Here is a 24,571-nt window from a genome sequence, read left to right on the forward strand (position 1 = left end):
AACCGGCGACTCGATTCTCCGGTTGGCGACGCGACGCCGCCCCCTGAAAGACGGCGCGCGGTACTATGTTCACGGACCGTCCCGCACACCCGTCTCATGGAACTGAAGCAGATTCAGTACTTCATCGCGCTTTTCGAGGAAGGCACCGTCACGCGTGCCGCAAAGCGGCTGAACATTGCGCAGCCGGCGCTCAGCATGCAGGTCGCCAAACTCGAATCCGAGATCCGGCAGAAGCTCTTCGAGCGCGGGCCGCACGGCATGGCGCCCACCGAAGCCGCACGATTGATGTACCGCCTCTACACGCCGATCCTGCGCGACATCGACCACGCAAGGGAGCACCTGAGCCGTCGCGATGTCATCGTGACGGGCCGCGTGTCGCTTGGGATGGTCTCGTCGGAAGCGCAGAGCGTATTGCCCGAATCGCTCGCCCGCTTCGATGCGCTTTTCCCGCAAGTCGAAGTATCCGTCGCCGATGGCTTCAGCGCGCAACTGATCGACGCCGTCGAATCGGGCCGGCTCGATGCGGCCATCATCAACAAGCCGCGCGGACGCCTGATGCTGGACGTCAAGCCGTTGCTCGTCGAAGAAATGGTGCTGGTGACGAGCGCGCTGCACGGCCCCGAGCTTCCCGGCACGATGGATCTGACCGGGCAGCCGGACATCGAGCTCGTGTTGCCTACGCGGCGCAACGGTCTGCGCGGCGCGCTCGATGCCGCCCTGATGGCGGCCGATGTCGTCATCCAGCCGAAGTTCGAGATCGATCTGCTGAGTACCATCGTGCAGTTCGTCGAGCAGAGCAGCGTCGCGACGATCCTGCCGCGCGTCGTGGTGCAGGCGCAAGCGGACGAAGGCCGCTTGCGCATACGCACGATCTCGGCGCCGCCCATCGTGCGCCACATCATTCAGGTGACGCATCCGAAGCGGCCGATCGGGCCGGCCGCCGAGGCATTGATCGCGATCATCGCCGAGGAGATCGGACGCGTGACGACGCGCGCGCCGGAATGACGCGCGCCGTGAAGGTCACGAAGGACTGCCCGCGTCGCCGTTCTCGAGCTTGCCGAGCGTCTCCGGCACCACGAACGCGCCGACGAGAAAGATCACGCTGATCGCGCCGACGAAAATCGCGAGCGTCGACGGCAACTGGCTCGCATCCTTCGCGACGAGCGAGACGAAGGTCGGCATCATCCCGCCGATCGCGAAACCGATGTTCCACGAGAGGCCCGTTCCGGTCGCGCGAATCGCGGTCGGAAAGCGCTCGTTCAGGAAGATCAGTATGGGCGCGTAACCGGCGCTGCCGAGCGCGGACAACAACACCGCATAGACGCCGATCATCGTGATGCTTTCTGCCGTCGGCAACAGCAGAAAGAGGCCGGGCAAGGCGACGAGCCGGATGATGCCGATCCAGATGAACGCGCCCTTGCGCCCGATGAACGTGCTGAGATGCCCCGCCAAAACCGATGCGATCACCACCGCCACGCTGCAGATCATCAGGATCGCGGCGGCCGCCCCGTTCGGCGCGTGGCTCACGACCTTGAGGAACGTCGGCAGATAGCCCGACGTGAGGTAGTAGCCGCTGCCGCCGCCGATGGTCAGCAGGAGATTCACGAACAACACGCCGCGGTACTCGCGCGAGAACAGCGTGCGGATCGGCGAGCGCACGACTTCGGCCTTTGCGCGCTCGGTATTCGCCGCGGCCTTCGCGGCTTTTTCGGCGGCGAGCTTCTTCCACAGCGGCGACTCTTCGAGACTGTTGAAGACGAAGAGACCGAGCACCGAACTCACGATCCCGGTGAAGAACATGCAGCGCCAGCCCCACACGTCGAAGGCATCGCCGGGAAAGAGCGCGGACATCGCGAGAAAGGTGAGCGATGCCAGAAGCGCGCCGAGTCCCGCGCCGCCGCCACCGATCAGCCCCGACACCGCGCCGCGATATTTCGGCGCGACCGATTCGGTGCCGATCGTATGCGTCGACGCCACCACGCCGCCGACGAACACGCCCTGCACGAGACGCAGCAGCAGGAAGAGGATCGGCGCGACGATGCCGGCCTGCGCGACCGTCGGCAGCGCGCCGAAAGCCGCAGTGGACAACCCGACGCCGACGACCGCGAAGATCATGGCGCCCTTGCGGCCGCGACGATCCGCATACGAGCCGAAGAGCGCGGAGCCGAGCGGACGCATCAGCAGCGTCACCGCGAATGAAGCGTAGACCGCCGCGAGCGAGAGCATCGCGTGTTCGGACGGGAAGAACAGACGCCCGACAACCGGCGCCACATACAACAACACGAACAAGTCGAACAGATCGAGGGCCCAGCCGATGCAGGACGCCATCACTGCACCCATGATCTGCCGCTGATTTGCCGGAAGCACGGCGGCTCCGTCTTGCGCTGCTACGGACATGTGTATCTCCTTTGGATTACCGCAGGCACGCTTTTATGGATGCGTGCTCTTGTTACGATTGAAAAACGAAATTGCTCGAGCAGTGTCAGTACGCGGCGGCGAGCGGCGGGGCCATGCTCGCGCTTCGCTGCGCGACCATCGCGTCGGCGATCTTCTCGGCGATCATGATGGTCGGTATGTTCGTATTGGCCGATGGCAGCCTCGGCATCAGCGATGCATCCACGACGCGCAAGCCGCGCGCGCCGTGCACGCGCCCTTCGGTATCCGTGACGGCATCGCGATCCTCCGCGCCGCCCATGCGGCATGTGCCGCTCGCGTGCCACACGCCGAACACGTTCGCGCGGATGAACGCGGCGAGCGCGCGGTCGTCGGCGAGCAGCGCGTCCATCTTCAGTCCGCGCGTGAAGAAGCGTTCGATGAGGAAACGGCGCACCGGCGCGGGCGCATCGAGCAGCACGCCGAGAACGGACGTGAGGCGCGCATTGCCCTCGCCGACCCGGCTCAGCGCCTTCACGCGCGCAGAAAACGCCGCCGGAAAGAAGTCGCGCGAACTGCGCCCGAGTCCCGATGCGTGGACCACGCTCGCCAGCATCCGCACGCCCGCGGCGAGGCGCTGCACATCGCGTTCGTCGTCGAGCAGATTGAGATCGACGCGCGGCGCGGCGGCCGCATCGGGCGATGCGAGCTGCACGCGGCCACGCGAATACGGCCGGTTGCACCACAGAAAGAAGAGTCCGAGCCGGTTGCCGAGCGCATGCCACGCCGCACGCGTCGCGCTCGACAGATACAGGTCCGAGGCATCGCAGCCCGCGACGCCGGAACTCAGACGCGCGGCCATCATGCTGGCGCGGCGTCGTGCGAGCGGCATGCGAAAGCGCGGCTCGAGAAAATGACAGAACGTCAGCGACGGATGATCCTGCAGATTGCGTCCGACGCCCGGCAAGTCCACTTCGCACGCGATGCCGAGCGCCGCGAGCTCGCGCGCATCGCCGATGCCCGCGCGCATCAGCATCGCCGGCGACTGCAGCGCGCCCGCGCTCAGCACGACTTCGTCCGCATCGAACTGAACGCGCTCGCCGTTCTCCGCAATCGCGACGACACCGCGCGCCGTCGCGCCGTCCATCACGATGCGTTCCACGCGCAGCTTCGCGTAGACCGCGAGATTCGGACGCCTGCGCGTGGCCTCGTCGAGATAGGCGATGGCCGTGGACACGCGCCGATCGTCGATATTGGAGAACGCGCCGGGAAAGAACCCGTCGCCGAACTCGCCATTCTGGTCCTGCAACTGCGCGACCCCGTTCTCGCGCAGACCCTTTGCGAACGCGTGGCAGAACGCCGGCCAGTCGTCGGGCATGATGCGGCGGATCGGCACCGGGCCGTCGCTGCCGTGCATCTCGCCGCCGGGAAAGTCGACGTCGCGTTCGAGCTTGCGAAAGTACGGCAGCACGTCGCGCCACGCCCAGCCATCGGCGCCGTTCGCGGCCCATTCGTCGTAATCGCGCGGCAGGCCGCGATTGGCCGACTGCACGTTGATGCTCGAGCCGCCGCCCATCACGCGGCCCTGCTCGTACACGCGCGGCGCGGCATCCTTCGTGGCCTTCGCTTTCAGGTCGGGCCAGATGTAGGTATCGCCGCAGAAGACCGGCATCGGATAGCTGTCGAGAATGGCCTCGGGCACGGCGCCGGGCGGCGTATCCGCGCCCGCCTCGATCAGCGCGACGCGCAGCGACGGCACCGCCGACAGCCGATGCGCCAGCACGCATCCCGCCGAGCCGCCGCCCACGATCACGACATCGAAGCGCTCCATCGCCTGTCTCCTTTTATTGTGCAAAGCGCGGGATCAGGACCCGCGAAACACCGGCTTGCGCTTGCCGTGGAACGCTTCGACGCCTTCGCGGAAATCGTCCGACGAGCGCAGGCGGCTATAGCAATGGCCTTCGAGTTCGATCGCGATCGAAAGCGGCGCGTCTTCCGAGTCGTTCAGCAGCTTCTTCGCCGTGCGCTGTGCCAGCGGCGAGAACGCGCGCAGTTCGTCGACGAGCGCATCCGTCGCTGATTCGAGTTCCGCGTCGGCCACGCAGTCCACCGCGATGCCCCATTCGTACGCCTGCTTGCCGGGAATGCGGCGCGAGCGCATCACGATGTCCTTCGTGCGGCCGATGCCGACCATCGACTGCAAGCGCGCCGAGCCGCCCGAGCCGGGAATCTGCCCGAGCTTCTGCTCCGGCAGCGCATAGAACGTCGTATCGGTGACGATGCGGAAATCGCACGCGAGCGACAACTCGAAGCCCACGCCGAAGCAGAATCCGCGATTGGCCGCGATGACCGGCTTCGAGCAGCGCGCGGGCGCCGCGATATTCCACGCGAGCTTCGACACATGTTCCGGCGATGCCTCGAGAAAGCCCTTGATGTCGCCGCCGCTCGAGAAGTGCTCGCCCCTGGCGCGCACGACGATCACGCGCACGCGGTCGTCCTCGTCGAGCGCCTCGAATGCAGCGCGCAACTGGTCGCGGGCGTGCATCGAAATGACGTTGAACGGCGGGCGATGCAGGATGATGTCGGCGCGCTCGCGGGCGGCGTCGATCTCGACTGAAAAGCCGTCCAGGTCTTGCAGCAGCGTCTGGCCGCGATGGTTCAAATCGCTCATGTTCGGTTACTCCTTGGTGGTCTCTGTAGAGGTTGCGTGGGTCTCGCTCGCGTATTCGCCGGCCTGCAGCTTGCGGCGCAGGATCTTGCCGACCGGAGACTTCGGTATGTCGTCGACGAACACGTATTCGCGCGGCCGCTTGAAGTTGACGAGATCGGACTGACGGCACCAGCCGTCGAGCGCTTCTGCATCGACGAACTCGCGGCGCTTGATGAACGCGACGACGCGCTGGCCCCATCGCTCGTCCTTGACGCCCGCGACCGCGACTTCGTCGACGGCCGGATGCAGCGACAGCACCGATTCGATATCCACCGGCGAGATGTTTTCTCCGCCGCTGATGATCATGTCGTCGACGCGGCCGGTGACGTACAGGTCGCCGTCGGCATCGAAGTAGCCGGTGTCGCCGGTGAAGTACCAGCCTTCGCGCAGCGACTTCGCATTCGCGTCCGGGCGATTCCAGTAGCCTTCGAAAGCCTCGTCGCCGAGCAGGTCCGCGATGATCTGGCCTTCCTCGCCGGCAGCGGCGATCTGATCGGGCGATACGGCATCCAGCTTCACGACGCGCAGCCGCGTGTTGATGCCCGCGCGCCCCGCGCTGCCGGGCTTCTTCGTCGCGTCCTGATCGATGCTGAACGTATAGACCTCGGACGAGCCATAGTGATTGACGAAGAGTTCCGGCTCGAAGGCGGCGGACAGGCGCTTGAGCAGGCCGTCGTTCATCGGCGCGCCCGCGAAACCGAGCTTCCTGACCGACGACGTGTCCGTGGCCGCGAACGTCTTGTCGGCGAGCAGGTCGTGATAGAGCGTCGGCACGAGGTAGAGGCACGTGAGCCCGTGCGCGGCGATGGATTCGAGCGCGAGCTTCGCGTTCCAGCGGCGCACGCAGACGAACAGGCCGTCGACGAGCGCCATCGCGAGCAGCGAGCGCACGCCCATCGTGTGATAGAGCGGCATCACGCCGAGCGTTCTCTCGCCCCGCCGATACAGGTTCTGCGCGACATGCGCGAGCGCGCCCGCGCGTTCGTGACGATGACGCCGCGGCACGCCCTTGGCCTTGCCGGTGGTGCCGGACGTGTAGAGGATCAGCGAGATGTCGTCGGCGGTGGCGCGCGTCGTCGCGTCGTGGCGCGCTTCGCTGCGGTCGGCAACGAGCGCATCGAAGCCCAGGTTGCGGCCGGGCGCATCGTCGAGGCCGATGCGCGGCACGTTCTGCGCAGCCGGACTCTGGATGACGGCATCGGCGCAAACGGGCTCGTAGACGATCGCCTTCACGCCGGCATCGGTCACGCAATAGTCGAGTTCGTCCGGCTTCGCGCGCCAGTTGAGCGGCACGATCACGATGCCGGCGAATTGTCCCGCCCAATGCAGCGTCGCCATTTCCCAGCGGTTCTGCAGCACGACGAGCAGCCGGTCGCCGCGTTCGAGACCGAGCGCGCGCAGGCCATCGGCGACATTCAGGATCACGCGATGCCACTGTGCATAGGTCAGTTGCAGTTCGCCATCGACGAGCGCGAGCGCGTTCGGACTGCGCTCGACGCTTTGCAGAAAGGTGCGGCCGAGATCAAGCATGTTCGACCTCGCTCGTGTCCGTTTGCGTCCGCCGGCGCGCCGCCACGTCGAGCACCGCCGCCACGATCGGCGTGTAGCCCGTACAGCGGCAGATATGCCCCGACAGCATTTCGCGCACTTGCTCCTCGGTCGGATTCGGCACGCGTTGCAGATAATCCGCGCACGACATGAGGATGCCCGCCGTGCAGAAGCCGCACTGCAAGGCGTGATGCCGCTGGAACGCCTGCTGCAGGTCGCCGAGCGTCTGCTCGGGCGCGAGACCTTCGACGGTATCGATACGCCGTCCGTCCGCCTGCACCGCGAGCATCAGGCACGCGCGCGCCGCAACGCCATCGACGTGCACGGTGCATGCGCCGCAGACGCCGTGTTCGCAGCCGACGTGCGTGCCGGTCGCGCCCAGTTCGTGCCGGATGAAATCCGACAGCAGTTCGCGCGGCTCGCAATGGCCGCTGCGCTCGCGGCCGTTGAGCGTCAGCGCGATGCGCTGCCGTTCGTCCCGCCGCATGATGTTTGCCGACATGTCGCTCACTTCGCCTCCTCGATCACACGCCATCCGAGTTGCCGGACCAGATTCCGGCGATATTTCGCGCTGATATGCGCGTCGTCCTGCGCGTTCAGTTTCCAGCTCAAATCGTTCAGTGCGCCGCGCAGGTCGTCGCCTGCGAGACGCGGCCAGCTTTCGACCACGGGCCTGTCGGCGACGCCGCCCACCGCGATGCGAATCGCATCGTCCGATACGACCGCCGCGCACGCGACGATCGCGAAATCGCCGTGACGCGCGGAGAATTCGCTGAACGCGTAGCGCTCGCTAGCTTTTCGCAGCGGAAAGCGCACCGCTTCGACGAGTTCGTCCGGCTCGCGCGCGGTCATCAACATGCCCTGAAAGAAATCCTGCGCGGCGAGCGTGCGCCGCTTCTTCTTCGAGCGCAGCATCACGTCGCCGCCGAGCGCCGAGAGCACGAGCGGCAGTTCCGCGCTCGGGTCCGCATGTGCGATCGATCCGCACACCGTTCCGCGATTGCGGATCTGAAAATGCGAGATATGCGGAAAGGCCATCGCGAGCAGCGGCACTTCTTCTGCGAGCGTCGCGCGCCATTCGACGCTGCCTTGCGTCGCGGCCGCACTCACGACGAGCCGCCCCGCTTTCTCGTCGATGCGCACGGCACTGAGTTCGGCGGTGCGGGATATATCGACGAGCATCTTCGGCTGCGCGAGCCGCATGTTGAGCACGGCCATCAGCGACTGTCCGCCCGCCAGCACGCGCGCGTCCTCGCCGTATTGCGCAAGGGCGTCGAGCGCGTCCTGCGTGGTCGGCGCGCGCAGATAATCGAACGCTACGGGCTTCATGCGCGCCTCCTGAAACGTGCGAGGAATCTCGCGAGCCACGATCCGCGCGTCTGCACCGGCTTGCCCGCCGCCTGCCGCCCGAGCGATTCGAACAATTGATTCAGCACGACCTTCGTCGCGCCTTCGAGCATGCGGCCGCCGACCGCGGCGACCTTGCCCGACACCTGCGCTTCGTAGTCGTACGTGAGCCGCGTGCCGCTGCCTTGCGGCTTCAGTTCGACGAGACCGCTGCCGCGCGCGCTGCCGAGCGGCGACGTGCCCGCGCCCGCCAGCCGCAGACGATGCGGCGCGTCGATCTCCGACAAGCCGATGCGCGCCTCGAAACGTGCCTTGATGAGGCCGACGCCCACGGTCACGTCCGCGCGATACTGGTTCGGCGCGGCTTCTTCGAGCGCATGACAGCCCGGAATCACGTTAGCGAGCGCCTTCGGATCGAGCAGCACGGCGAACACGGCTTCCGGCGTCGCGGGCAGATCGACGCTTCCCTGCGCCGTCAGTGCGCGTCCGCCGCCCGGCGTCGCGGGCTTCGCCGCCGGCGCTTCGCGATATTCGGGGCGCGACGGCTCCGGATCGTCGATGCCGATCATCGCCATGACCCTGGACGGCGTGAGCGGCAAGCGAATGTCTTCGACGCCGAGCGCATCGGCCACCGCGTTCGCGATGCACGGCGGCGTGCTCATGTTGTTGCCTTCGCCGAGCCCTTTCGCGCCGAGCGGCGTGAACGGCGACGGCGTCTCCAGATGCACGATCACCGGATCGGGCACTTCGCAGGTCGTCGGCATCAGATAGTCGGCGAGCGTGCCGGACTGGAAGCTGCCGTCCGCGCCGTAGCGGAACTCCTCCATCAGCGCCGCGCCGACGCCCTGCGCGAAGGCGCCGCGAATCTGGCCATCGGCGAGCGCGGGATTGAGGATCGTGCCGGCATCGTGCACGGTGACATAACGGTCGATCCGCACGCGCCCGGTCGCCCGGTCCACTTCGACGCCGCACATGTCGAACGCGAAGCCATACGCCGCCGACGTGTTGATGCGGTCGGCCTCGTCGGGCGCGTCCATGTGCGGCGGCGACCAGAACACCGTCTCGCGCAGGCCCGGCTCCTCGCCTTCGGGCAGGAGCGCGGGCGCCCAGTGCGGCGCATTGCTCGCGGCGCGCGCGAACGGCAGCGCGCGATCCTCGGCGTGCACAGGAAAGATGCGCGCGCCTTCGAAGCGGATCTCGTCGGGCGAGCAGCCGAACTGCTTCGCGAGCACGCGCGACAGCTTCTCGCGCACGCGCGTGGCGGCCAGATGCACCGTGCCCGCCACCGCGCCCGCGAAGCGGCTCGAATAGTTGCCCGCCGCGACGGACCACGCGTCCTTGTGCGTATCGAATTCGACGTTGACGACGATGTCCTTCGGGTCCAGCCCGAGCACATCGGCGACGACTTGCGCGCACACCGTCATGTGCCCCTGCCCCGCGGGCGTCGATGCGATCGTCACGACGACGCCGCCCAGCAGATCGACGCTGACTGTGGCGCTCGCGATCGCGCCGTTCTTCGGCCCGGCCTTGCGGCGCGCGTCGGCGGGCATGACGGTCGTGATGTAGCCCATGTTCGATACCGACGGCTCCACGATCGCCGCGAAGCCGATGCCGAAGAGCCGCCCTTCCCTGCGCGCGGCATCGCGGCGTGCGACGAGTTCGGCGTAGCCGCCTTCGTCGATCGAGCGGCGCAGCGCTTCCTGATAGTTGCCTGAATCGAGCAGCGCGCCGGCCGCCGCGCGATACGGAAACGCATCGGCGGGAACGAAGTTGCGGCGATACACGTCGAGCACGTCGAGCTTCAGTTCGATGGCAATGCGCTGAATCAGCCGCTCCAGCGCGAAGTACACCTGCGGTCCGCCGAAGCCGCGCACGAGGCCGGTCGGCGTCTTGTTCGTGAGCACGACCCGATTGCGCACGAGCAGATTCGGGATCGCATACGCGCCCGTCAGACAGCCGTGCATCCGGTAGAACGTCGCGGGCTCCGGCGCGCGCACGTAACCGCCGACGTCTTCGAGCTGGTCGTAGGACAGCGCGACGATGCGGCCATCGCTTTGCACCGCCGCCTCGATGGTCGAGAGGCGCGCCGTCGCGGAGGTCGCCGCGCTCAGGTGCTCCAGCCGGTCCTCGACCCATTTCACCGGCGCGCCCGCCTTGCGCGACGCGAGGCACATCAGCACGACATACGGAAACACGGCCTGCTTCACGCCGAAGCTGCCGCCAGAGTCGCGCGGAGCCTTGTGACGCAGACGGTTCGCTGGCACGTTCAGCGCCATCGCCATGACGGCGTGCAGCGAGAACGGCCCCATGAAGTTCGACGTGACGTCGTAGCCTTCGTCGCCGGACAGATATTCGGCGATCACGACGCCGCACTCGATCGGCGCGCAGGTGTTGCGCGGATACTGCGCGACGAGCTTCACGCGATGCGGCGCGTTCTCGAACGCCGCTTCCGGCTCGCCGTAGCGGAAATGCCGGTCGCTGACGACGTTGCTGCCGACGCGCTCGTGCAGCAACGGCGCGTCGTCCCGCACCGACTGCTCGATCGACGTGACCGGATCGAGCGTCGCGTATTCGACCTTGATGAGATCGAGCGCGTCTTCCGCGAGGGCACGCGAATCCGCGATGGCGACCGCGACCGGCTCGCCCACATAGCGCACGCGGTCCATGGCGAGCGCCCACTGTTCCATCGGCGATTTCACGCCGACGACGAACGGACGCGACCACGCACGCAGATCGTCGCGCGTGAGCACCGCATGCACGCCGTGCAGCTTCAACGAGGCGTCCGTGTCGATAGAAACGATGTCGGCATGAGCGTGCGGCGAGCGCAGGACCGCGGCGTGCAGCGTGCCTGGTTTCACGGCGATGTCATCGCCGTAACGGCCGCGGCCCGTGAGAATCGCCGGATCTTCGAGGCGCTGCATGGCGCGGCCGACGTGGCGCTGCGGCGTGGCAACGGCGTCGTCGGCGACGCGTGCATTGATATCTGCGAAGGCGGTATCGCGCTGATTCATCGCATCATTCCTCATCTTGCGCGCGGCGGCCGAATGCATCGGCGAGGCCGCTCCAGCGTCGCGCGATCTCCTGATGCTCGATGCCGAAGAGATCGAGAATGCGCCCGACCGTGTGATCGACCACATCGTCGATGCTCTTCGGATGCGCGTAGAACGCGGGCACCGGCGGCATCACGATCGCGCCCATTTCGGTGGCGAGCGTCATGTTGCGCAGATGCGCGAGATTGAGCGGCGTTTCGCGCGCGACGAGCACGAGGCGGCGGCGTTCCTTGAGCATCACGTCGGCGGCGCGCGTGAGCAGGTTGTCGGCGAAGCCGTTGGCGACGGCCGCGAGCGTCTTCATCGAACACGGTGCAATCACCATGCCGTCGCTGACATACGATCCGCTTGCGACCGACGCGCCGATATCGCGCACGTTGTGGACGAGGTCGGCGAGCTGGTCGATGTCGCCGCGCGTCAGCCCGAGTTCCTGCGCCGCCGTCACCGCGCCCGATGCCGACACGATCAGATGCGTCTCGTGCGTGCCGAGCCGCCGCAACGCAGCGAGCAGGCGCACGCCGATCACCGCGCCGCTCGCGCCGGAAATGCCGACGACGATGCGCTTCTTCTGCTCAGCCATGATTGCGCGCCAGGTAGGCGTCCAGTGCGCTGTTGTCGGCGGCGACGAGCGCGTCCAGATCGACTGCGTCCTGTCCGGGAATGCGCACGCGCGTAAAGACGTGCTCGGCATAGACGACGGGGCGCGTCGCATCGAGGCCCATCTTCGTGCTCATGCCTTGCAGATGCGCGGGCGCATCGGCGGGCTGGCCGACAGTCGTCGACGGATCGAGCGGCGAACCCTGCGCGCCCGCGATCACGACGAGATCGCGGTCCGCCTGAAAACGCGTCGCGATGGCCCATTCGATTTCGGCGGGATCGTGCACGTTCACATCGGGATCGACGACGACCGCTTGCTTGATGTCGTAATGCGCGCCGAACGCGCAGAGGATCACGTTCTTGGCTTCGCCCTCGCGCTTCTTGTCGAACTGCACCCACAGGTGATAACGGCACACGCCGCCCACCGAAAGATGCACGTCCTTCACGTTGGGATGGCTGCGTTGAAGGTGCGCGAGCAACGTCGCTTCGCGCGGAATCGCACCGAGCAGCAGATGCTCCATCTCGGCGGGCACGATCGTATGAAAGACCGGATCGAGCCGATGCGTCACCGCCGTCACTTCGATGACTTCGCGCGCTTCCTTTGCACTGTAGTACTTCGGGAATTCGCCGAACGGGCCTTCCGGCTCGCGCACGTCCGGCAGAATGCGCCCTTCGATGACGATCTCCGCGAACGCCGGCACATGCACGCCGTTCGTCACGCACGCGACGACGGGCAGCGGCGCGCCATGCAGCGCACCCGCGATCTCCAGCTCGTCGTGATCGATCGGCGTGATCGCTTGCGAAGCGAGCATCGTGAGCGGATCGACGCCGATGGCTACGGCGACATCCAGCGCATCGCCGGCTTCTTCCGCCGCGCGCTGAAAGGCATAGAGGTGGCGCGGCAGCAGCAGGATCGCCATGCGGTCGCGGCCATGCACCTGAATGCGGTTGATCGAAACGTTCTGCACGCCGGTCCGCGGATTGCGTGCAATCACGAGACCCGCGGTGATGTACGGGCCGTTGTCGTGTTCGCTATGCGTCGGAATCGGCAACAGCGCGTGCAGGTCGATGCCGTTCGTATGCACGACTTGCTGGCACGGCGCGTTTTCACGTTCGACGCGTTTCGATGGAAGCGGCGCAGCAGCAGCAGCCGAGAAGCGGGCGAGCAGTTCGGTTTCGTCGACGCCCATCGCTTCCGCGATCCATGCACGCTTCGCCATGAAGCCGCTGACGACAGGCACCGCGTGACCGCCCGGCTGCGTGAAGAACGCCGCCTGCGTGCCGTCGAGGCGCTTGGCGATGGCAGCGAGTTCATGTTCGAGCGCAACGGGCTTGTCGATCGTCGCGACGCGGCCGGTCCGCGCAAGATGCGCGAGCCAGTCGCGCAGCGAAAGGGAGCCGGTATCGGTGCGATCCGGGGCCCACGAGAATGCGGGATTGCCGTTCGTTGCGGCATCGCGTGTGTTCATCAGCGTCTCCATCTGGGCGCGCCTGCCAAAGCCAGCGCATTGGATGAAGCGTAGCGAGATCACCCCATAACGGCTAATACTGTTTATTGATGCGCCGAATCATTCGTGCTTATATCGGTGCTAGCCCGGATGACACGGTTGTTGCGCTCACGTATCAATGGAGCACGCGCGAATGGGCGCTTGAGCAGCAAGCCTGAACAAACGCCCGGCGCGGTCCATCGAAGCAGTCTGATAACGGTGCGGTCGCCTATTAGCATCGCTGATACCCCACGGAACATGGACCTCAAGCAAATCCAGTACTTCATCGCGCTGTTCGAGGACGGCTCGGTCACGCGCGCGGCCAAGCGTCTCAACATCGTGCAGCCCGCGCTCAGCATGCAGATCGCGAAGCTCGAGGACGAATTGCATCAGCAGCTTTTCGAGCGCGGCGCGCACGGCATGGCGCCGACCGCCGCGGGACGGCTGATGTACCGCCTGTTCTTGCCGATCATGCGGGACCTGGCCCACGCGCGGCAGCAACTCGTGCAGCGCGACGAAGTGGTCACGGGACATGTCGGCATAGGGTTGATCGCATCGGTGACGGAGAGCGTGCTCGCGGATTCGCTGTCGCGCTTTCACGCGCGTTACCCGGATGTCGAAGTCACCGTCGCCGATGGCTACAGCGCCACCTTCATCGACTGGGTCGCGGGCGGCCAGCTCGATGCCGCCATCATCAACAAGCCGCGCGCGCGTCTTTCGCTCGACTCGCGCCCGCTGCTCGACGAAGAGATGGTGCTCGCCACCAGTGCGACGCATGGACCGGATCTGCCGCACGCGATCGAACTCGCGCAACTGCCGGAACTGGAACTCGTGCTGCCGACCAAGCGCCACGGTCTGCGCGGCGTGCTCGACAGCGCCGCGCAGCACGAAGACATCCTGCTTGCGCCGCGCTTCGAGATCGACGTGCTGTCGACCATTCTCAAGCTCGTCGAAAATACGCGCTTCGCGACGATCCTGCCGCGCATCGTCGTCGAGCGGGCCGCGCGGCACGGCACGTTGCGCGCATGTCCGATTCTTGCGCCGCGCATCGTGCGACACATTCTCTGCGTGAGCCATCCGCGCCGCCCGTTGAGCGCGGCGGCCGAAGCGCTCATCGCGATCATCGGCGACGAGTTGCATCGGGCGTCGAACTTTTCGGGTGACGAACCCTCCCCCTTAATCAAGGAAAGCTCCGCATGAACGCACGACACTGGATCGCCGGCGAATGGACCGGCACGCCGACGCTCGACAGCATCGACCCCGCGACGGGGGAAGCCATCGGCCAATATGCCGACGGCGGCGCGCACGAAGCCGACGCAGCCATCGCCGCCGCGCGACATGTGTTCGATCGCACGACGTGGGCGCAGGACGCGCGTTTGCGTCAGGACGTGCTGCTGGCGTGGGCCGCGGCGCTGGACCACGAGCGCGAGTCGCTCGCGACGCTGCTCACGCGCGAGAACGGCAAGACGATCGCGCAGTCGCGTGGCGAGATCGCGGGCGCCATCTCGGAGGTGCGCTATTACGCGGGCCTCGCGCGCCATATCGCCGGGCATGTGCTGGAGCCTGAGCCCGGCACGATATCGACGATGCTGCGCGAAGCGGCCGGCGTCGTCGCGATCATCGTGCCGTGGAACGCGCCCGCCGTGTTGCTCGTGCGCTCGCTCGCGCCCGCGCTGGCGGCCGGTTGCACGGCGATCGTCAAGCCCGCCGCCCAGACTTCGCTCGTGACGGCCGCGATGATGCGCTGCTTCGAGCTCACCGCGTTGCCCAAGGGCGCCGTGAATCTCGTCAACGAGCGCGGATATGCGGCGAGCGAGTGGCTCGCGGATTCACACGGCGTCGATGTCCTCAGCTTTACGGGATCGACCGCGACGGGCAAGAAGATCATGGTCGCGGCGGCGGACAGCATCAAGAAGCTGTCGCTCGAACTCGGCGGCAAGTCGTGCTGCGTCGTGTTCGGCGATGCGGATATCGACGCCATCGCGCCGCGTCTCGCGCGGGCCGCGACGATCATCTCGGGTCAGCAATGCACCGCGGCGCGCCGCGTGCTGGTTCATGCGTCGCGGGCGGCGGACATGCGCGAGAAGCTCGCGTCGGCGCTCGCGTCGCTGAAGGTGGGGCCGGGCATCGATCCGGCGACGGATATCGGCGCGCTCATCGACGCCGCCACGCGCGATTCCGTCGAGCACACGATCGAACGTGCGTGCGCGACTGCCGATCGCGTGCTGCTGCGCGGTGCTCCATCGGGACATGCGTTTCTGTCGCCGACGCTCGTCGAGCATGCCGACCCCAAGGCGTTCTTCTGTCAGGACGAGATATTCGGTCCGTTGGTCACGCTGGAGGTGTTCGAGAACGAGCAGGAAGCGATTCTGAAAGCCAACGATACGGTTTTCGGCCTCTCCGCGAGCGTGTGGACGAACGATGGTCCGCGCGCGTTTCGCATGGCGCGGGCGCTGCGCAACGGGACGGTGTGGATCAACGATCACAACAAGCTATTCGCCGAGGCGGAAACCGGCGGCTATCGTCAAAGCGGGCTGGGACGGCTTCATGGCTATGATGCCCTTGCGGATTTCACCGAGCTCAAGCATATCTGCATGCCAGCCGGCGTCGCGGACGGGATCGCGCCGCTGCGGTGATGGCGGGTGGCGGGCCGGCTTCGTCGTGCCGAGCCAAGGCACCAAAAAGAAAGGCAAGAGTCATCCTGTGTAATACCGATATAAGAAAGTTTTATCCGAGCCATCACGCGATGCTATTAGAACCGGTGGACCTTTCTGCCTAGAATTCAGGTCTCTCAGGTTCGTCGGAATCTCGCTTCTTTGACGGACTTTCAAGCGCCGCCCCCGGAATGGAGTCGGCGCTTTTTTGTTGGCGACTCGGACGCGACTCGCTGACCGAGCGAGGGGCACCGAGTTCCGCCGGCAGCGGATTCCAACGCTCCGCAAGTCGCGAGAAGATAGGAACAAAGACTGCACAGTGGACAGGATAACAACCAGCCCAATCGAGTCACGACCATGATCGTACGCATCGCCCAATATCCACCGAAACAGCGTCTGGTCTTCGGTATTGCAGCTACCGCCGTTATCGTGACAGCTCAGCAGGCGCTGACGATGGTTGCCCACGGACGGCTGACATTCCTCTTCTTCAGCGCGACGCTTCCGTTGATCACGGTGCTGTTCGGCGCGTGGTCGGGATCGCTGCTTCTCGTGAGCGGCATGGCCTTCGGCGCGCTCTGGATGCCGCCCGTCGGCAGTCTGGCCGTTCTGCAACACGACGACCGCATCGTGCTGGTGGCATACGCGTTGGTCGGGGCATTTCTGGTGGCGGCCGGGCAGCAACTCGCCAAGGTGGCGCGGCGTGCAGGAAGCGCCGAAGCCGCTACGCAGGAGGCCACGGATCGCCTTCTGCAGGTCGAGCGCCAGGCGCGACACCGGTTCGACGTGGCCCTGGACAGCGCAGGCGTCCCGTTCGTCATCCTGACCCCGGTCGTTCGCGAGGGCCGCATCGCCGAGTTTCGATGGGACTATCTGAACAAGGCGGCCGCCCAGCTTTTCAATCAGAACGCCGCAGTCGTGATCGGCAGTTCCACGGCATATGTGCGTCCGGCCGGGTGGGAGGCGAACATGCTGCTCGAGCGGCTCACACCGCTCGCCCAGCGCCCGGGAAGAGAGGCCTTCGACATACGCGTATCGGGTGAAAACGGCGAGCAGTGGTTTCACGTCGTCGCGGCGTCTCTGGACGGTTCGGTCGTGGCGTGGTTCGGAGACGTGACGCCACGCGTGCGGGCCGAACAGGCCCTTTCGGAGGCTGATCGCCGCAAGGACGAGTTTCTCGCGACGCTCGCACATGAATTGCGTAATCCGTTGGCGCCGATCCGACACGTCGCGGAGATACTCGAACAGCCGAACTTGACGGAAGAGCGCAGGATCTGGTGCATCAGCGTGCTGCGCCGGCAGTCGGCCGCGATGGCGCTTCTGCTCGACGACTTGCTGGACGTGTCGCGCATCACGCGCGGCGCGCTCAAGCTGCGCAAAGAGGCCGTGGCGATGCGCGAAGTCGTCGACGAAGCGGTCGAAATCGCGAGACCGATCCTCGCAGGCAAGGGGCACGAGCTCGTCATCAAGCCGCCCGTCAGACCATTGCATATCGAGGCGGACCGGCTCCGGCTCGCGCAAGTGCTGGCCAACCTGCTGATGAACGCGGCGAAGTACACGCCACCGGGCGGGCGCATCGAACTCGCGGCGACGGCTGACGACGCCGAGATCGTCCTGTCGGTCACGGACAACGGTATCGGCATCGAGCCGGACAAACTGTCGGCGATCTTCGCGATGTTTTCGCAGGTCAATCGAGATCAGCATCGGCAGGGCGGTCTTGGCATCGGACTCGCGCTGTCCAAATCGCTCATCGAGCTGCATGGAGGCCGACTCACCGCGTCGAGTGGCGGAAAGGATCGGGGGAGCTGCTTTGCCATTCATCTGCCCGCGACGTCGCGCGTGTTGCCTATGCCGGCGCCAACACGCGCTGCGCTTGCCGTTCACGCGTCGGCCCCGAAGCGCCGGATCCTGGTCGTCGACGACAACGTCGATGCAGCGGACGCAATGACGGCGTTTCTGGAGATGCAGGGACACGATGTACGAACAGTCTATTCCGGCGAAGAGGCGATCGAACTCCTCGGCGAATACAACCCGAACGTGATCTTGCTCGACCTCGGCTTGCCGGGCATGAGCGGGCTCGACGTCGCGCGCCGCATACGGGCAACGCCCTCGACGCACGACGTGACGCTCATTGCCGTCACCGGCTGGGGTCAGCAACAGGACCGGGCGCGCACAACAGACGCCGGATTCGATTTTCACTTCACGAAGCCGGTCGATATCGCGCAACTGACTCAAGCCGTCGACAGTGCGGTCGCCGCGCCATAGAAGAAGGCGGCTCGCGGCAGTGACATTCGCGGTGCTTCCGTCCATGATCGTGCGACCGTTTCAACGGTCACGGCGGAACCTCCGCACCAGCGGATTCAGGCAAGCCGCCGTCTTCCCGACTAAGGCTTCAGCACGACCTTGATGCAGCCATCTTCCTTGTCGCGGAATGTCTTGTACATCTCGGGTCCTTGATCGAGCGGCACCGTGTGCGTGATGACGAACGACGGATCAATCTGCCCTTCCTGAATGCGTCGCAACAGGTCGTCCGTCCAGCGGTTCACATGTGTTTGACCCATGCGCCATGTCAGCCCCTTGTTCATGGAAGCGCCGAACGGAATCTTGTCGATGAGACCGCCGTACACGCCTGGAACCGACAGCGTGCCCGCCGGACGGCAGACGTAGATCATCTCCCGCAATACGTGCGGCCGGTCCGTTTCCAACATCACGGCCTGCTTCGCCCGGTCGTACAGGGAATCGAATGAGCGCGTCGCATGCGACTCCATGCCGACCGCGTCGATGCACTTCTCGGGGCCCTTGCCTTGTGTGAGATCGGCCAAGCGCTCGAGGACGCTCTCTTCTTCGAAGTTGATGACCGTGGCCCCGCCCGCACGCGCCATGGCGAGACGCTCGGGCACCCGGTCGATTGCAATCACCTGCTTCGCGCCGAGCAGAACGGCGCTGCGAATCGTCATCTGGCCGACGGGCCCTGCCCCCCAGATCGCAACGGTGTCTGTCGGCTCGATGTCGCACTGAGCCGCCGCCTGCCAGCCGGTCGGAAAGATGTCGCCGAGGAAGAGCACCTGCTCGTCGGTGAGGCCGTCGGGAATCTTCACGTGCGTTCTGTCCGCATACGGTACGCGCACGTATTCGGCCTGACCGCCCGGATAGCCGCCTGTGAGATGCGTATAGCCGAACAAGCCCGCAGTCGTGTGGCCGAACACCTTGTTCGCGACGTCCTGGTTCCGATTGCTCCGCTCACAGACGGAAAAGTTGCCGCGCTTGCACTGTTCGCATTCGCCGCAGATGATCGTGAAGGGAACGACGACCCGATCGCCGATCTTCAGCGTGCTATTCGCGTTGCCGACTTCCACCACCTCGCCCATGAATTCGTGGCCCATGATGTCGCCGGATTCCATGCCGGGCATGAACCCATCGAACAGATGCAAGTCCGAGCCGCAGATGGCACATGTCGTTACCTTAATGATCGCATCGCGGGGATGTTCTATGACCGGGTCCGGAACCGACTCGCACCGGATGTCCTTCTTGCCTTCCCAGATGAGCGCTCTCATCGCTAGCCTCCATTGTGAGTGAGCGGTTGTATCGCGCGGCATCCTCTTCGCTTCACAGCAACGCGGCAACCGCCACGCAAACAGCATTCGACGTTCCGTTCAACGCATGCTGTCTTGCCCGCATCGCTGGTTGTCCATCGGGCCATCGACGCCGGCCGGGAATCGGGAGTCGCTGGTCCTGCATCGGTGTCCATGTCAATGAGTGTCCTTATGCGCTGCCGTGTCCGATCTGCGGGCGCGCCGAGCTTTTTTGTCATGGACAACTGTTTCGATAATCGACCGGCGATGCGGGTTAAGCCCGCGAGTCAACTGACCGAATAGCGACCCTTCCGGCTCTCGAACCAGGCCGCTCTTGCAAGATCTGCAGCCCGGTGCAAGTTCTCCGCGACTACGCGATTACACGTCACCCCCACGCATCGATTAGATAGCCGTATCAATCGCACTGGATCTCGATGCTCATCCGCGAGTCGCCTCTGTCGACCCGAATCGGGCACGCCGATAGCTGCCCTTACATCGCGCACCGTCACCAAGAATCCGGAAGCGCATGGCACTCACTATTTAGGATGGCGATAGATTGTCCGGCTTCAACCAGCAATAGCAGACGCTGTCTGCAAAGTGCCGGTCTGCATGAGAGAGGGACGTACCGCAGGTGGGTCTGCGGGTTTGTCGACGCCGACAGCCGCCGAAGGTTTCGCGGCTCAGGCTCTTCGCAGTTGAACTCTCGGGAGAAACATATGAAAGCCGTTGTGTATCGCGGTCCTCGTGAAGTTACGGTCGAGAATGTTCCGGATCCCAAGATCGAGCGTCCGACCGACGCCATCGTCAGAATCACCAGTACCAACATCTGCGGTTCCGATCTGCATATGTACGAGGGCCGAACCGACTTCGAGCAAGGCCGCATCTTCGGTCATGAAAATCTGGGCGTCGTTCAGGAGGTCGGGCCTGCCGTGGAGCGGATCAAGCCCGGCGACTGGGTGTGCCTGCCATTCAATGTAAGTTGTGGCCACTGCATGAACTGCGAGCGCGGCCTCACGGCGTTTTGCCTGAGCGCGAACCAGCCGGGAATCGCCGGCGGCGCATTCGGCTTTGCGGACATGGGTCCGTGGCCGGGCGGACAGGCCGAATATCTCCGGGTGCCTTGGGCCGACTTCATGTCCTTGAAGCTGCCGCCTGACGCCCAGCAGAAGCAGACCGACTACGTGATGTGCGCCGACATCTTCCCGACCGGCTGGCACGCGACCGAACTCGCCGGCATGAGGCCCGGCGACGCCGTGGTGATCTACGGCTCCGGCCCCGTCGGTCTGATGGCCGCGCACTCGGCGATGATCAAGGGCGCCCGCAGCGTCATGGTGGTCGATTGCCATCCCGACCGGCTCAAGCTCGCGGAGTCCATCGGCGCGATCGCGATCGATTATTCGAAGGAAGATCCGGTGCAGCGGGTCATGGATCTCACCCAAGGCATGGGCGCGGACGTGGGATGCGAATGCGTTGGCTACCAGTGCCACGATCCGGCTCCGCAACGCCACGAGAACCCCAATCTCACGATGAACAACCTCGTGTCGTCGGTCAAGTTCACCGGCGGGATCGGCGTGGTGGGCGTGTTCATTCCCGAGGATCCGGGCGCGCAGGACGAACTGGCGAAGAAAGGTCAGATCGCGTTCGACTGGGGCAAGTGCTGGTTCAAGGGGCAGCACATCGCCACGGGCCAGTGCAACGTCAAGGCATACAACCGGCAGTTGCGTGATCTGATACACGCGGGCCGCGCGAAGCCATCGTTCATCGTGTCGCATGAGTTGAAACTCGACCAGGCGCCTGACGCCTATCAGCACTTCGACGTGCGCGACCACGGCTGGACCAAGGTGGTCTTGCATCCGGGAGGTTAGCGAAGCGACGCAGCGATCGTGGTTGCATGAGCGCTCGGGCTCATCGCTCAATCATTGCCACGCGTGCAATGGGCTCGAGCGTCGCCAACATGTCTCGTCGATCCCGCTGCACGGTACGAACCGCGTAGCGGGCACCACGGCGATCAGTAACCTTTGGAGCATTTGTTATGGCAAGCAACATTCTTGCTATCCGGCCGCGCGAATCACTGAGGCGCGGCGGCCATTCTTCGGGCGTGTCGGCCGGAGAAGCCATGCGAGGCATTGGCTGGATCCCCGTCGCGCTCAGCGCGGCCTTGATCGTGTCCGGACTCGCCGGACGAAAGAAAGGCGCCGTGGCTCTCGCGCTCACTGCCTGCGCGGGCATGGCAGCGGCGAGTGCCGGGTACGGTGTCCCGCTCCATCGCGGACGGACAGACAACAAGGGGCGAAGTGGGATCGCCGGCGCGACGCCGGAGGTGGAGCGCGCAATCACCATCGGCAAGACTGCGGACGAGCTTCGTCGGCTCTGGCTTGCGCCCGGGACGCTCCCGCAACTCATGGCAGGCTTCGCGACGTTGCACCCGGCGGGCGACGGCCGCATGCGCTGGGAAATAAGGACGCCGCTCGGTCGCGCCTACCAATGGGAATCGGAGATCGTCGACGGCCCCGGCGGAGGCGTCGGCTGGCGCTCGCTGCCTGGCGCCGCCATTCCGAACGAGGGATCCGTCCGCTTCGACCCCGCCCCGAACGACCGCGGCACCGTGGCGACGCTGCACGTCCGGTTCGACCCGCCCGGCGGCGCGCTCGGTGAAGGCCTGCTGCAACTTCTCGGGACCACGCCGCTGAATCTGGTCGCGGACAACGCGCTGCGGCGCTTCAAGAGCCTCGTCGAGACCGGCGAGATTCCCACCACTGAGCGGCAGCCCGCTGCTCGCGCAACCACGCGTTAAGGAGAGTGAGCATGCGAGCACTGTACTGGAACGGGGTAAACGACCTGCGCGTCGGGACTGTGAAAGACCCGGAGATCATCAATCCCCGCGACGCGATCCTGCGCGTCAGTCTGTCGACGACTTGCGGCTCGGATCTTCACTTCATCGACGGCTACATCCCGACGATGAAGTCGGGCGATGTCATCGGCCACGAGTTCATGGGCGTGATCGAGGAGATCGGCCCCGAGGTGAAGCGCCTCGCAAAGGGCGACCGCGTCGTGGTTCCTTCATTCATCGTTTGCGGGCAATGCTGGTATTGCCAGCACTCCCTCTACTCGTTGTGCGACAACACGCATCCCAAGCCCGAGCTACAGGCACCGCTTCTGGGCGGACATACGACCGCAGGCATCTACGGCTACACGCACGCGTTCGGCGGCTATGCGGGCGCGCACGCGCAATACGTGCGCGTACCGTTTGCCGACAACGACTGCTTCAAAGTCCCTGACGGCGTCGCGGACGATACGGCGCTGTTCCTCTCCGATGCGGCGCCGACCGGCTACATGGGCGCCGACTTCTGCAACATCCAGCCGGGCGACACGGTCGCGGTCTGGGGCTGCGGCGGCGTAGGGCTGATGGCGCAGCAAAGCGCGCGTCTGATGGGCGCGGAGCGCGTCATCGCGATCGACCGCTTTCCCGAGCGCTTGCAGATGGCGCGCGAGCACGCCGGCTCCGAGACGATCGACTATACGGCGGTCGACAGCGTCCTCGAAACGCTCATGGAGATGACCGGCGGGCGCGGCCCCGACGCGTGCATCGACGCGGTAGGAATGGAAGCGCACGGCACCGGGCCGCAATACGCGTATGACCGCGTCAAACAGGCGCTGCGCCTGGAGACGGACCGCGGCCAGGCGCTGCGCGAGGCCGTGATGGCCTGCCGCAAAGGCGGCACGCTGTCGGTGCTCGGCGTCTACGGGCTGATCGACAAGTTCCCGATGGGCGCCATCATGAACAAGGGCATGACGGTGCGCAGCGCGCAGCAGCACGGGCAAGCCTATATGGATCGGCTGCTCTCGCACGCGCAGAAAGGCGAGCTGAACCCTGCTTACCTCGCCACTCACCGCTTCTCGCTGGAGGACGGGCCACGCGGCTACGACATGTTCAAGCACAAGACCGACGGCTGCGTCCGCGCCGTGTTCGCGCCTTGAATTCGCCGCGCATCCCGAGTGCCGCCATGCAAAGGAAACGACCATGATCCGAATCGCAGCCGCGTCCGCCATCGTGGCGATGACGCTTCTCGCCAATGCATCCATCGCACAGCAGCACGCGGGGCCTACATCCGATACGCCACAACTGCAACAGGTCGCAAAATTCGAGCACCAGGTTACGGGCGTGACCGTTTCGAAGGATGGGCGCATCTTCGTCAATTTTCCGCGCTGGACAGAAGATGCGCCGGTCTCGGTTGCAGAAGTGACGCGCGACGGCCAGATCAAACCCTACCCGGACGACGAGTGGAATGCATGGCGCAACGAGAAGAAGAACCAGATGTCCGCCGGAGATCATTTCGTGTGCGTCCAGAGCGTCGTGACCGATGCACACGGCAATCTTTGGGTCGTCGATCCGGCCGCGCCAGCCACGGCATCGCTCGTGCCGGGCGGACCCAAGCTCGTCAAGATCGACCTCAAGGCGAACCAGGTCGCGCAGGTGATCCGCTTCGACGAGAGCGTCGCGCCTCAGGGAAGCTATCTGAACGATGTGCGGTTTTCGCCGGATGGTCACTATGCCTATCTGACCGATGCCGGGGCCAAGGGAGCGCTCGTGGTCGTGGATCTGCAGACCGGCAAGGCCAGGCGCGTGCTCGGCGGCCATCCGAGCACGCAGCCGGAAAAGGACGTGGTCGTCAGGATCGACGGGCAGCCGCTACGCCGACCCGACGGACGCGGAGTCGAATTCGCCGCCGACAGCCTCGCGCTTTCGCGCGATGGGCGCACGCTCTACTGGAAAGCACTGACCGGTCGCACGCTCTATCGCATCGCGACAAACGCATTGCAGAACCCGCGTCTGTCGGAGAAGGACCTCGAAGCGCGCGTGGAGCGTGTCGCCGAGACGGAGCCGACCGACGGTCTTTGGATCGATGAGCGCGGGCGGCTTTATCTGAGCGCGATCGAGCAGGACGCAGTCAGAGTCCGTGACGGGGATCGCATCACGACCCTCGTGCAGGACAAGCGGCTGCGCTGGCCCGATACGTTCTCCGAGGGCCCCGACGGGACCCTCTACGTTACGAGTTCCCACATCCAGGACATGAGCTGGTTCAAGCCCGAGACAGGCCCCCGCCTCGAGACGCAGTTGTGGCGCATCGAGGGGATCGGAGCGAAGCAGTGACGCGCAGGACGGGCCGCTCTTCTGGAAATACAAATCGCGATCGCGATAGCCGAGGATATTGACCGGGTTACGCTAGTGTTTTGA

Annotated in this window: 18 protein-coding genes; 8 read left to right on the forward strand and 10 right to left on the reverse strand. The window is 65.4% G+C overall.

What is annotated here, in order from left to right; all coding sequences use genetic code 11:
• Positions 1–96: 96 nt before the first annotated feature.
• Entirely contained in the window at positions 97–1,005 is a 909-nt protein-coding gene (locus tag NCT05_RS22840; protein ID WP_250503224.1) for a LysR family transcriptional regulator, read from the forward strand.
• A gap of 15 nt (positions 1,006–1,020) precedes the next feature.
• Here NCT05_RS22840 and NCT05_RS22845 read toward each other — a convergent pair whose 3' ends face one another.
• The 9 genes from NCT05_RS22845 to NCT05_RS22885 form a co-directional block, all read right to left on the reverse strand.
• Positions 1,021–2,397 carry an MFS transporter gene (locus NCT05_RS22845; RefSeq protein WP_250503225.1) on the reverse strand — a complete coding sequence of 459 codons (1,377 nt, stop codon included), beginning with the start codon at positions 2,395–2,397 and terminating at the stop codon, positions 1,021–1,023.
• 85 nt (positions 2,398–2,482) lie between these two features.
• On the reverse strand, positions 2,483–4,204 hold the full coding sequence (locus NCT05_RS22850) for a GMC family oxidoreductase (protein WP_250503226.1): 1,722 nt from the start codon (positions 4,202–4,204) through the stop codon (positions 2,483–2,485).
• A gap of 33 nt (positions 4,205–4,237) precedes the next feature.
• Positions 4,238–5,044 (reverse strand): enoyl-CoA hydratase/isomerase family protein, encoded by an 807-nt coding sequence (locus NCT05_RS22855; RefSeq protein WP_008348095.1) that lies wholly within the window; start codon positions 5,042–5,044, stop codon positions 4,238–4,240.
• A 6-nt stretch (positions 5,045–5,050) separates the two neighbouring features.
• Complete coding sequence (locus NCT05_RS22860; RefSeq protein WP_008348097.1) at positions 5,051–6,613, reverse strand: AMP-binding protein; 1,563 nt, start codon at positions 6,611–6,613, stop codon at positions 5,051–5,053.
• On the reverse strand, positions 6,606–7,133 hold the full coding sequence (locus NCT05_RS22865; RefSeq protein WP_250503330.1) for a (2Fe-2S)-binding protein: 528 nt from the start codon (positions 7,131–7,133) through the stop codon (positions 6,606–6,608). Before NCT05_RS22865 ends, NCT05_RS22860 begins: the two co-directional genes overlap by 8 nt.
• Before the next feature lie 5 nt (positions 7,134–7,138).
• Positions 7,139–7,960 carry an FAD binding domain-containing protein gene (locus tag NCT05_RS22870; protein WP_250503227.1) on the reverse strand — a complete coding sequence of 274 codons (822 nt, stop codon included), beginning with the start codon at positions 7,958–7,960 and terminating at the stop codon, positions 7,139–7,141.
• A complete protein-coding gene (locus tag NCT05_RS22875) occupies positions 7,957–10,989 on the reverse strand; it encodes a xanthine dehydrogenase family protein molybdopterin-binding subunit (RefSeq protein ID WP_250503228.1) in 3,033 nt (1,010 codons plus the stop codon). Before NCT05_RS22875 ends, NCT05_RS22870 begins: the two co-directional genes overlap by 4 nt.
• Before the next feature lie 4 nt (positions 10,990–10,993).
• On the reverse strand, positions 10,994–11,608 hold the full coding sequence (locus tag NCT05_RS22880; RefSeq protein ID WP_250503229.1) for a UbiX family flavin prenyltransferase: 615 nt from the start codon (positions 11,606–11,608) through the stop codon (positions 10,994–10,996).
• Complete coding sequence (locus tag NCT05_RS22885; RefSeq protein WP_250503230.1) at positions 11,601–13,094, reverse strand: UbiD family decarboxylase; 1,494 nt, start codon at positions 13,092–13,094, stop codon at positions 11,601–11,603. Before NCT05_RS22885 ends, NCT05_RS22880 begins: the two co-directional genes overlap by 8 nt.
• 276 nt (positions 13,095–13,370) lie before the next feature.
• On the opposite strand from NCT05_RS22885, the gene NCT05_RS22890 reads away from it, so the two are divergent.
• From NCT05_RS22890 to NCT05_RS22900, 3 genes are all read left to right on the forward strand, one after another.
• Positions 13,371–14,312 (forward strand): LysR family transcriptional regulator, encoded by a 942-nt coding sequence (locus tag NCT05_RS22890; protein WP_008348104.1) that lies wholly within the window; start codon positions 13,371–13,373, stop codon positions 14,310–14,312.
• Positions 14,309–15,748: an aldehyde dehydrogenase family protein gene (locus NCT05_RS22895; RefSeq protein ID WP_250503231.1), complete on the forward strand. Its 1,440-nt coding sequence runs from the start codon at positions 14,309–14,311 to the stop codon at positions 15,746–15,748. Before NCT05_RS22890 ends, NCT05_RS22895 begins: the two co-directional genes overlap by 4 nt.
• Positions 15,749–16,123: 375 nt before the next feature.
• Entirely contained in the window at positions 16,124–18,028 is a 1,905-nt protein-coding gene (locus NCT05_RS22900; RefSeq protein WP_008348106.1) for a hybrid sensor histidine kinase/response regulator, read from the forward strand.
• Positions 18,029–18,147: 119 nt separating this feature from the next.
• Here the strand turns inward: NCT05_RS22900 and NCT05_RS22905 are convergent, their stop codons facing one another.
• Entirely contained in the window at positions 18,148–19,317 is a 1,170-nt protein-coding gene (locus NCT05_RS22905) for a zinc-dependent alcohol dehydrogenase (protein WP_175980901.1), read from the reverse strand.
• A 734-nt stretch (positions 19,318–20,051) separates the two neighbouring features.
• Between NCT05_RS22905 and NCT05_RS22910 the strand changes: the two genes are divergently transcribed.
• The 4 genes from NCT05_RS22910 (at position 20,052) to NCT05_RS22925 (ending at position 24,487) form a co-directional block, all read left to right on the forward strand.
• Complete coding sequence (locus NCT05_RS22910; protein WP_239294579.1) at positions 20,052–21,200, forward strand: glutathione-independent formaldehyde dehydrogenase; 1,149 nt, start codon at positions 20,052–20,054, stop codon at positions 21,198–21,200.
• Between the two features lie 167 nt (positions 21,201–21,367).
• Positions 21,368–22,129: an SRPBCC family protein gene (locus NCT05_RS22915; protein WP_250503232.1), complete on the forward strand. Its 762-nt coding sequence runs from the start codon at positions 21,368–21,370 to the stop codon at positions 22,127–22,129.
• 11 nt (positions 22,130–22,140) lie between these two features.
• The gene (locus tag NCT05_RS22920) at positions 22,141–23,313 is read left to right on the forward strand and encodes a zinc-dependent alcohol dehydrogenase (protein ID WP_034470938.1); all 1,173 of its coding nucleotides are present in this window, start codon (positions 22,141–22,143) and stop codon (positions 23,311–23,313) included.
• 43 nt (positions 23,314–23,356) lie between these two features.
• Positions 23,357–24,487 (forward strand): SMP-30/gluconolactonase/LRE family protein, encoded by a 1,131-nt coding sequence (locus NCT05_RS22925; RefSeq protein ID WP_034470935.1) that lies wholly within the window; start codon positions 23,357–23,359, stop codon positions 24,485–24,487.
• The last annotated feature ends 84 nt before the right edge of the window (positions 24,488–24,571 follow it).

Source organism: Caballeronia sp. AZ7_KS35, from assembly GCF_023631045.1.
GTDB lineage: Bacteria > Pseudomonadota > Gammaproteobacteria > Burkholderiales > Burkholderiaceae > Caballeronia > Caballeronia zhejiangensis.

Bases quoted from the DNA above. Each gene is read 5' to 3' on its own strand.
- NCT05_RS22840 (WP_250503224.1), top strand. From the start codon at position 97: ATGGAACTGAAGCAGATTCAGTACTTCATCGCGCTTTTCGAGGAAGGC.
- NCT05_RS22845 (WP_250503225.1), bottom strand. From the start codon at position 2,397: ATGTCCGTAGCAGCGCAAGACGGAGCCGCCGTGCTTCCGGCAAATCAG.
- NCT05_RS22850 (WP_250503226.1), bottom strand. From the start codon at position 4,204: ATGGAGCGCTTCGATGTCGTGATCGTGGGCGGCGGCTCGGCGGGATGC.
- NCT05_RS22855 (WP_008348095.1), bottom strand. From the start codon at position 5,044: ATGAGCGATTTGAACCATCGCGGCCAGACGCTGCTGCAAGACCTGGAC.
- NCT05_RS22860 (WP_008348097.1), bottom strand. From the start codon at position 6,613: ATGCTTGATCTCGGCCGCACCTTTCTGCAAAGCGTCGAGCGCAGTCCG.
- NCT05_RS22865 (WP_250503330.1), bottom strand. From the start codon at position 7,133: ATGTCGGCAAACATCATGCGGCGGGACGAACGGCAGCGCATCGCGCTG.
- NCT05_RS22870 (WP_250503227.1), bottom strand. From the start codon at position 7,960: ATGAAGCCCGTAGCGTTCGATTATCTGCGCGCGCCGACCACGCAGGAC.
- NCT05_RS22875 (WP_250503228.1), bottom strand. From the start codon at position 10,989: ATGAATCAGCGCGATACCGCCTTCGCAGATATCAATGCACGCGTCGCC.
- NCT05_RS22880 (WP_250503229.1), bottom strand. From the start codon at position 11,608: ATGGCTGAGCAGAAGAAGCGCATCGTCGTCGGCATTTCCGGCGCGAGC.
- NCT05_RS22885 (WP_250503230.1), bottom strand. From the start codon at position 13,094: ATGAACACACGCGATGCCGCAACGAACGGCAATCCCGCATTCTCGTGG.
- NCT05_RS22890 (WP_008348104.1), top strand. From the start codon at position 13,371: ATGGACCTCAAGCAAATCCAGTACTTCATCGCGCTGTTCGAGGACGGC.
- NCT05_RS22895 (WP_250503231.1), top strand. From the start codon at position 14,309: ATGAACGCACGACACTGGATCGCCGGCGAATGGACCGGCACGCCGACG.
- NCT05_RS22900 (WP_008348106.1), top strand. From the start codon at position 16,124: ATGATCGTACGCATCGCCCAATATCCACCGAAACAGCGTCTGGTCTTC.
- NCT05_RS22905 (WP_175980901.1), bottom strand. From the start codon at position 19,317: ATGAGAGCGCTCATCTGGGAAGGCAAGAAGGACATCCGGTGCGAGTCG.
- NCT05_RS22910 (WP_239294579.1), top strand. From the start codon at position 20,052: ATGAAAGCCGTTGTGTATCGCGGTCCTCGTGAAGTTACGGTCGAGAAT.
- NCT05_RS22915 (WP_250503232.1), top strand. From the start codon at position 21,368: ATGGCAAGCAACATTCTTGCTATCCGGCCGCGCGAATCACTGAGGCGC.
- NCT05_RS22920 (WP_034470938.1), top strand. From the start codon at position 22,141: ATGCGAGCACTGTACTGGAACGGGGTAAACGACCTGCGCGTCGGGACT.
- NCT05_RS22925 (WP_034470935.1), top strand. From the start codon at position 23,357: ATGATCCGAATCGCAGCCGCGTCCGCCATCGTGGCGATGACGCTTCTC.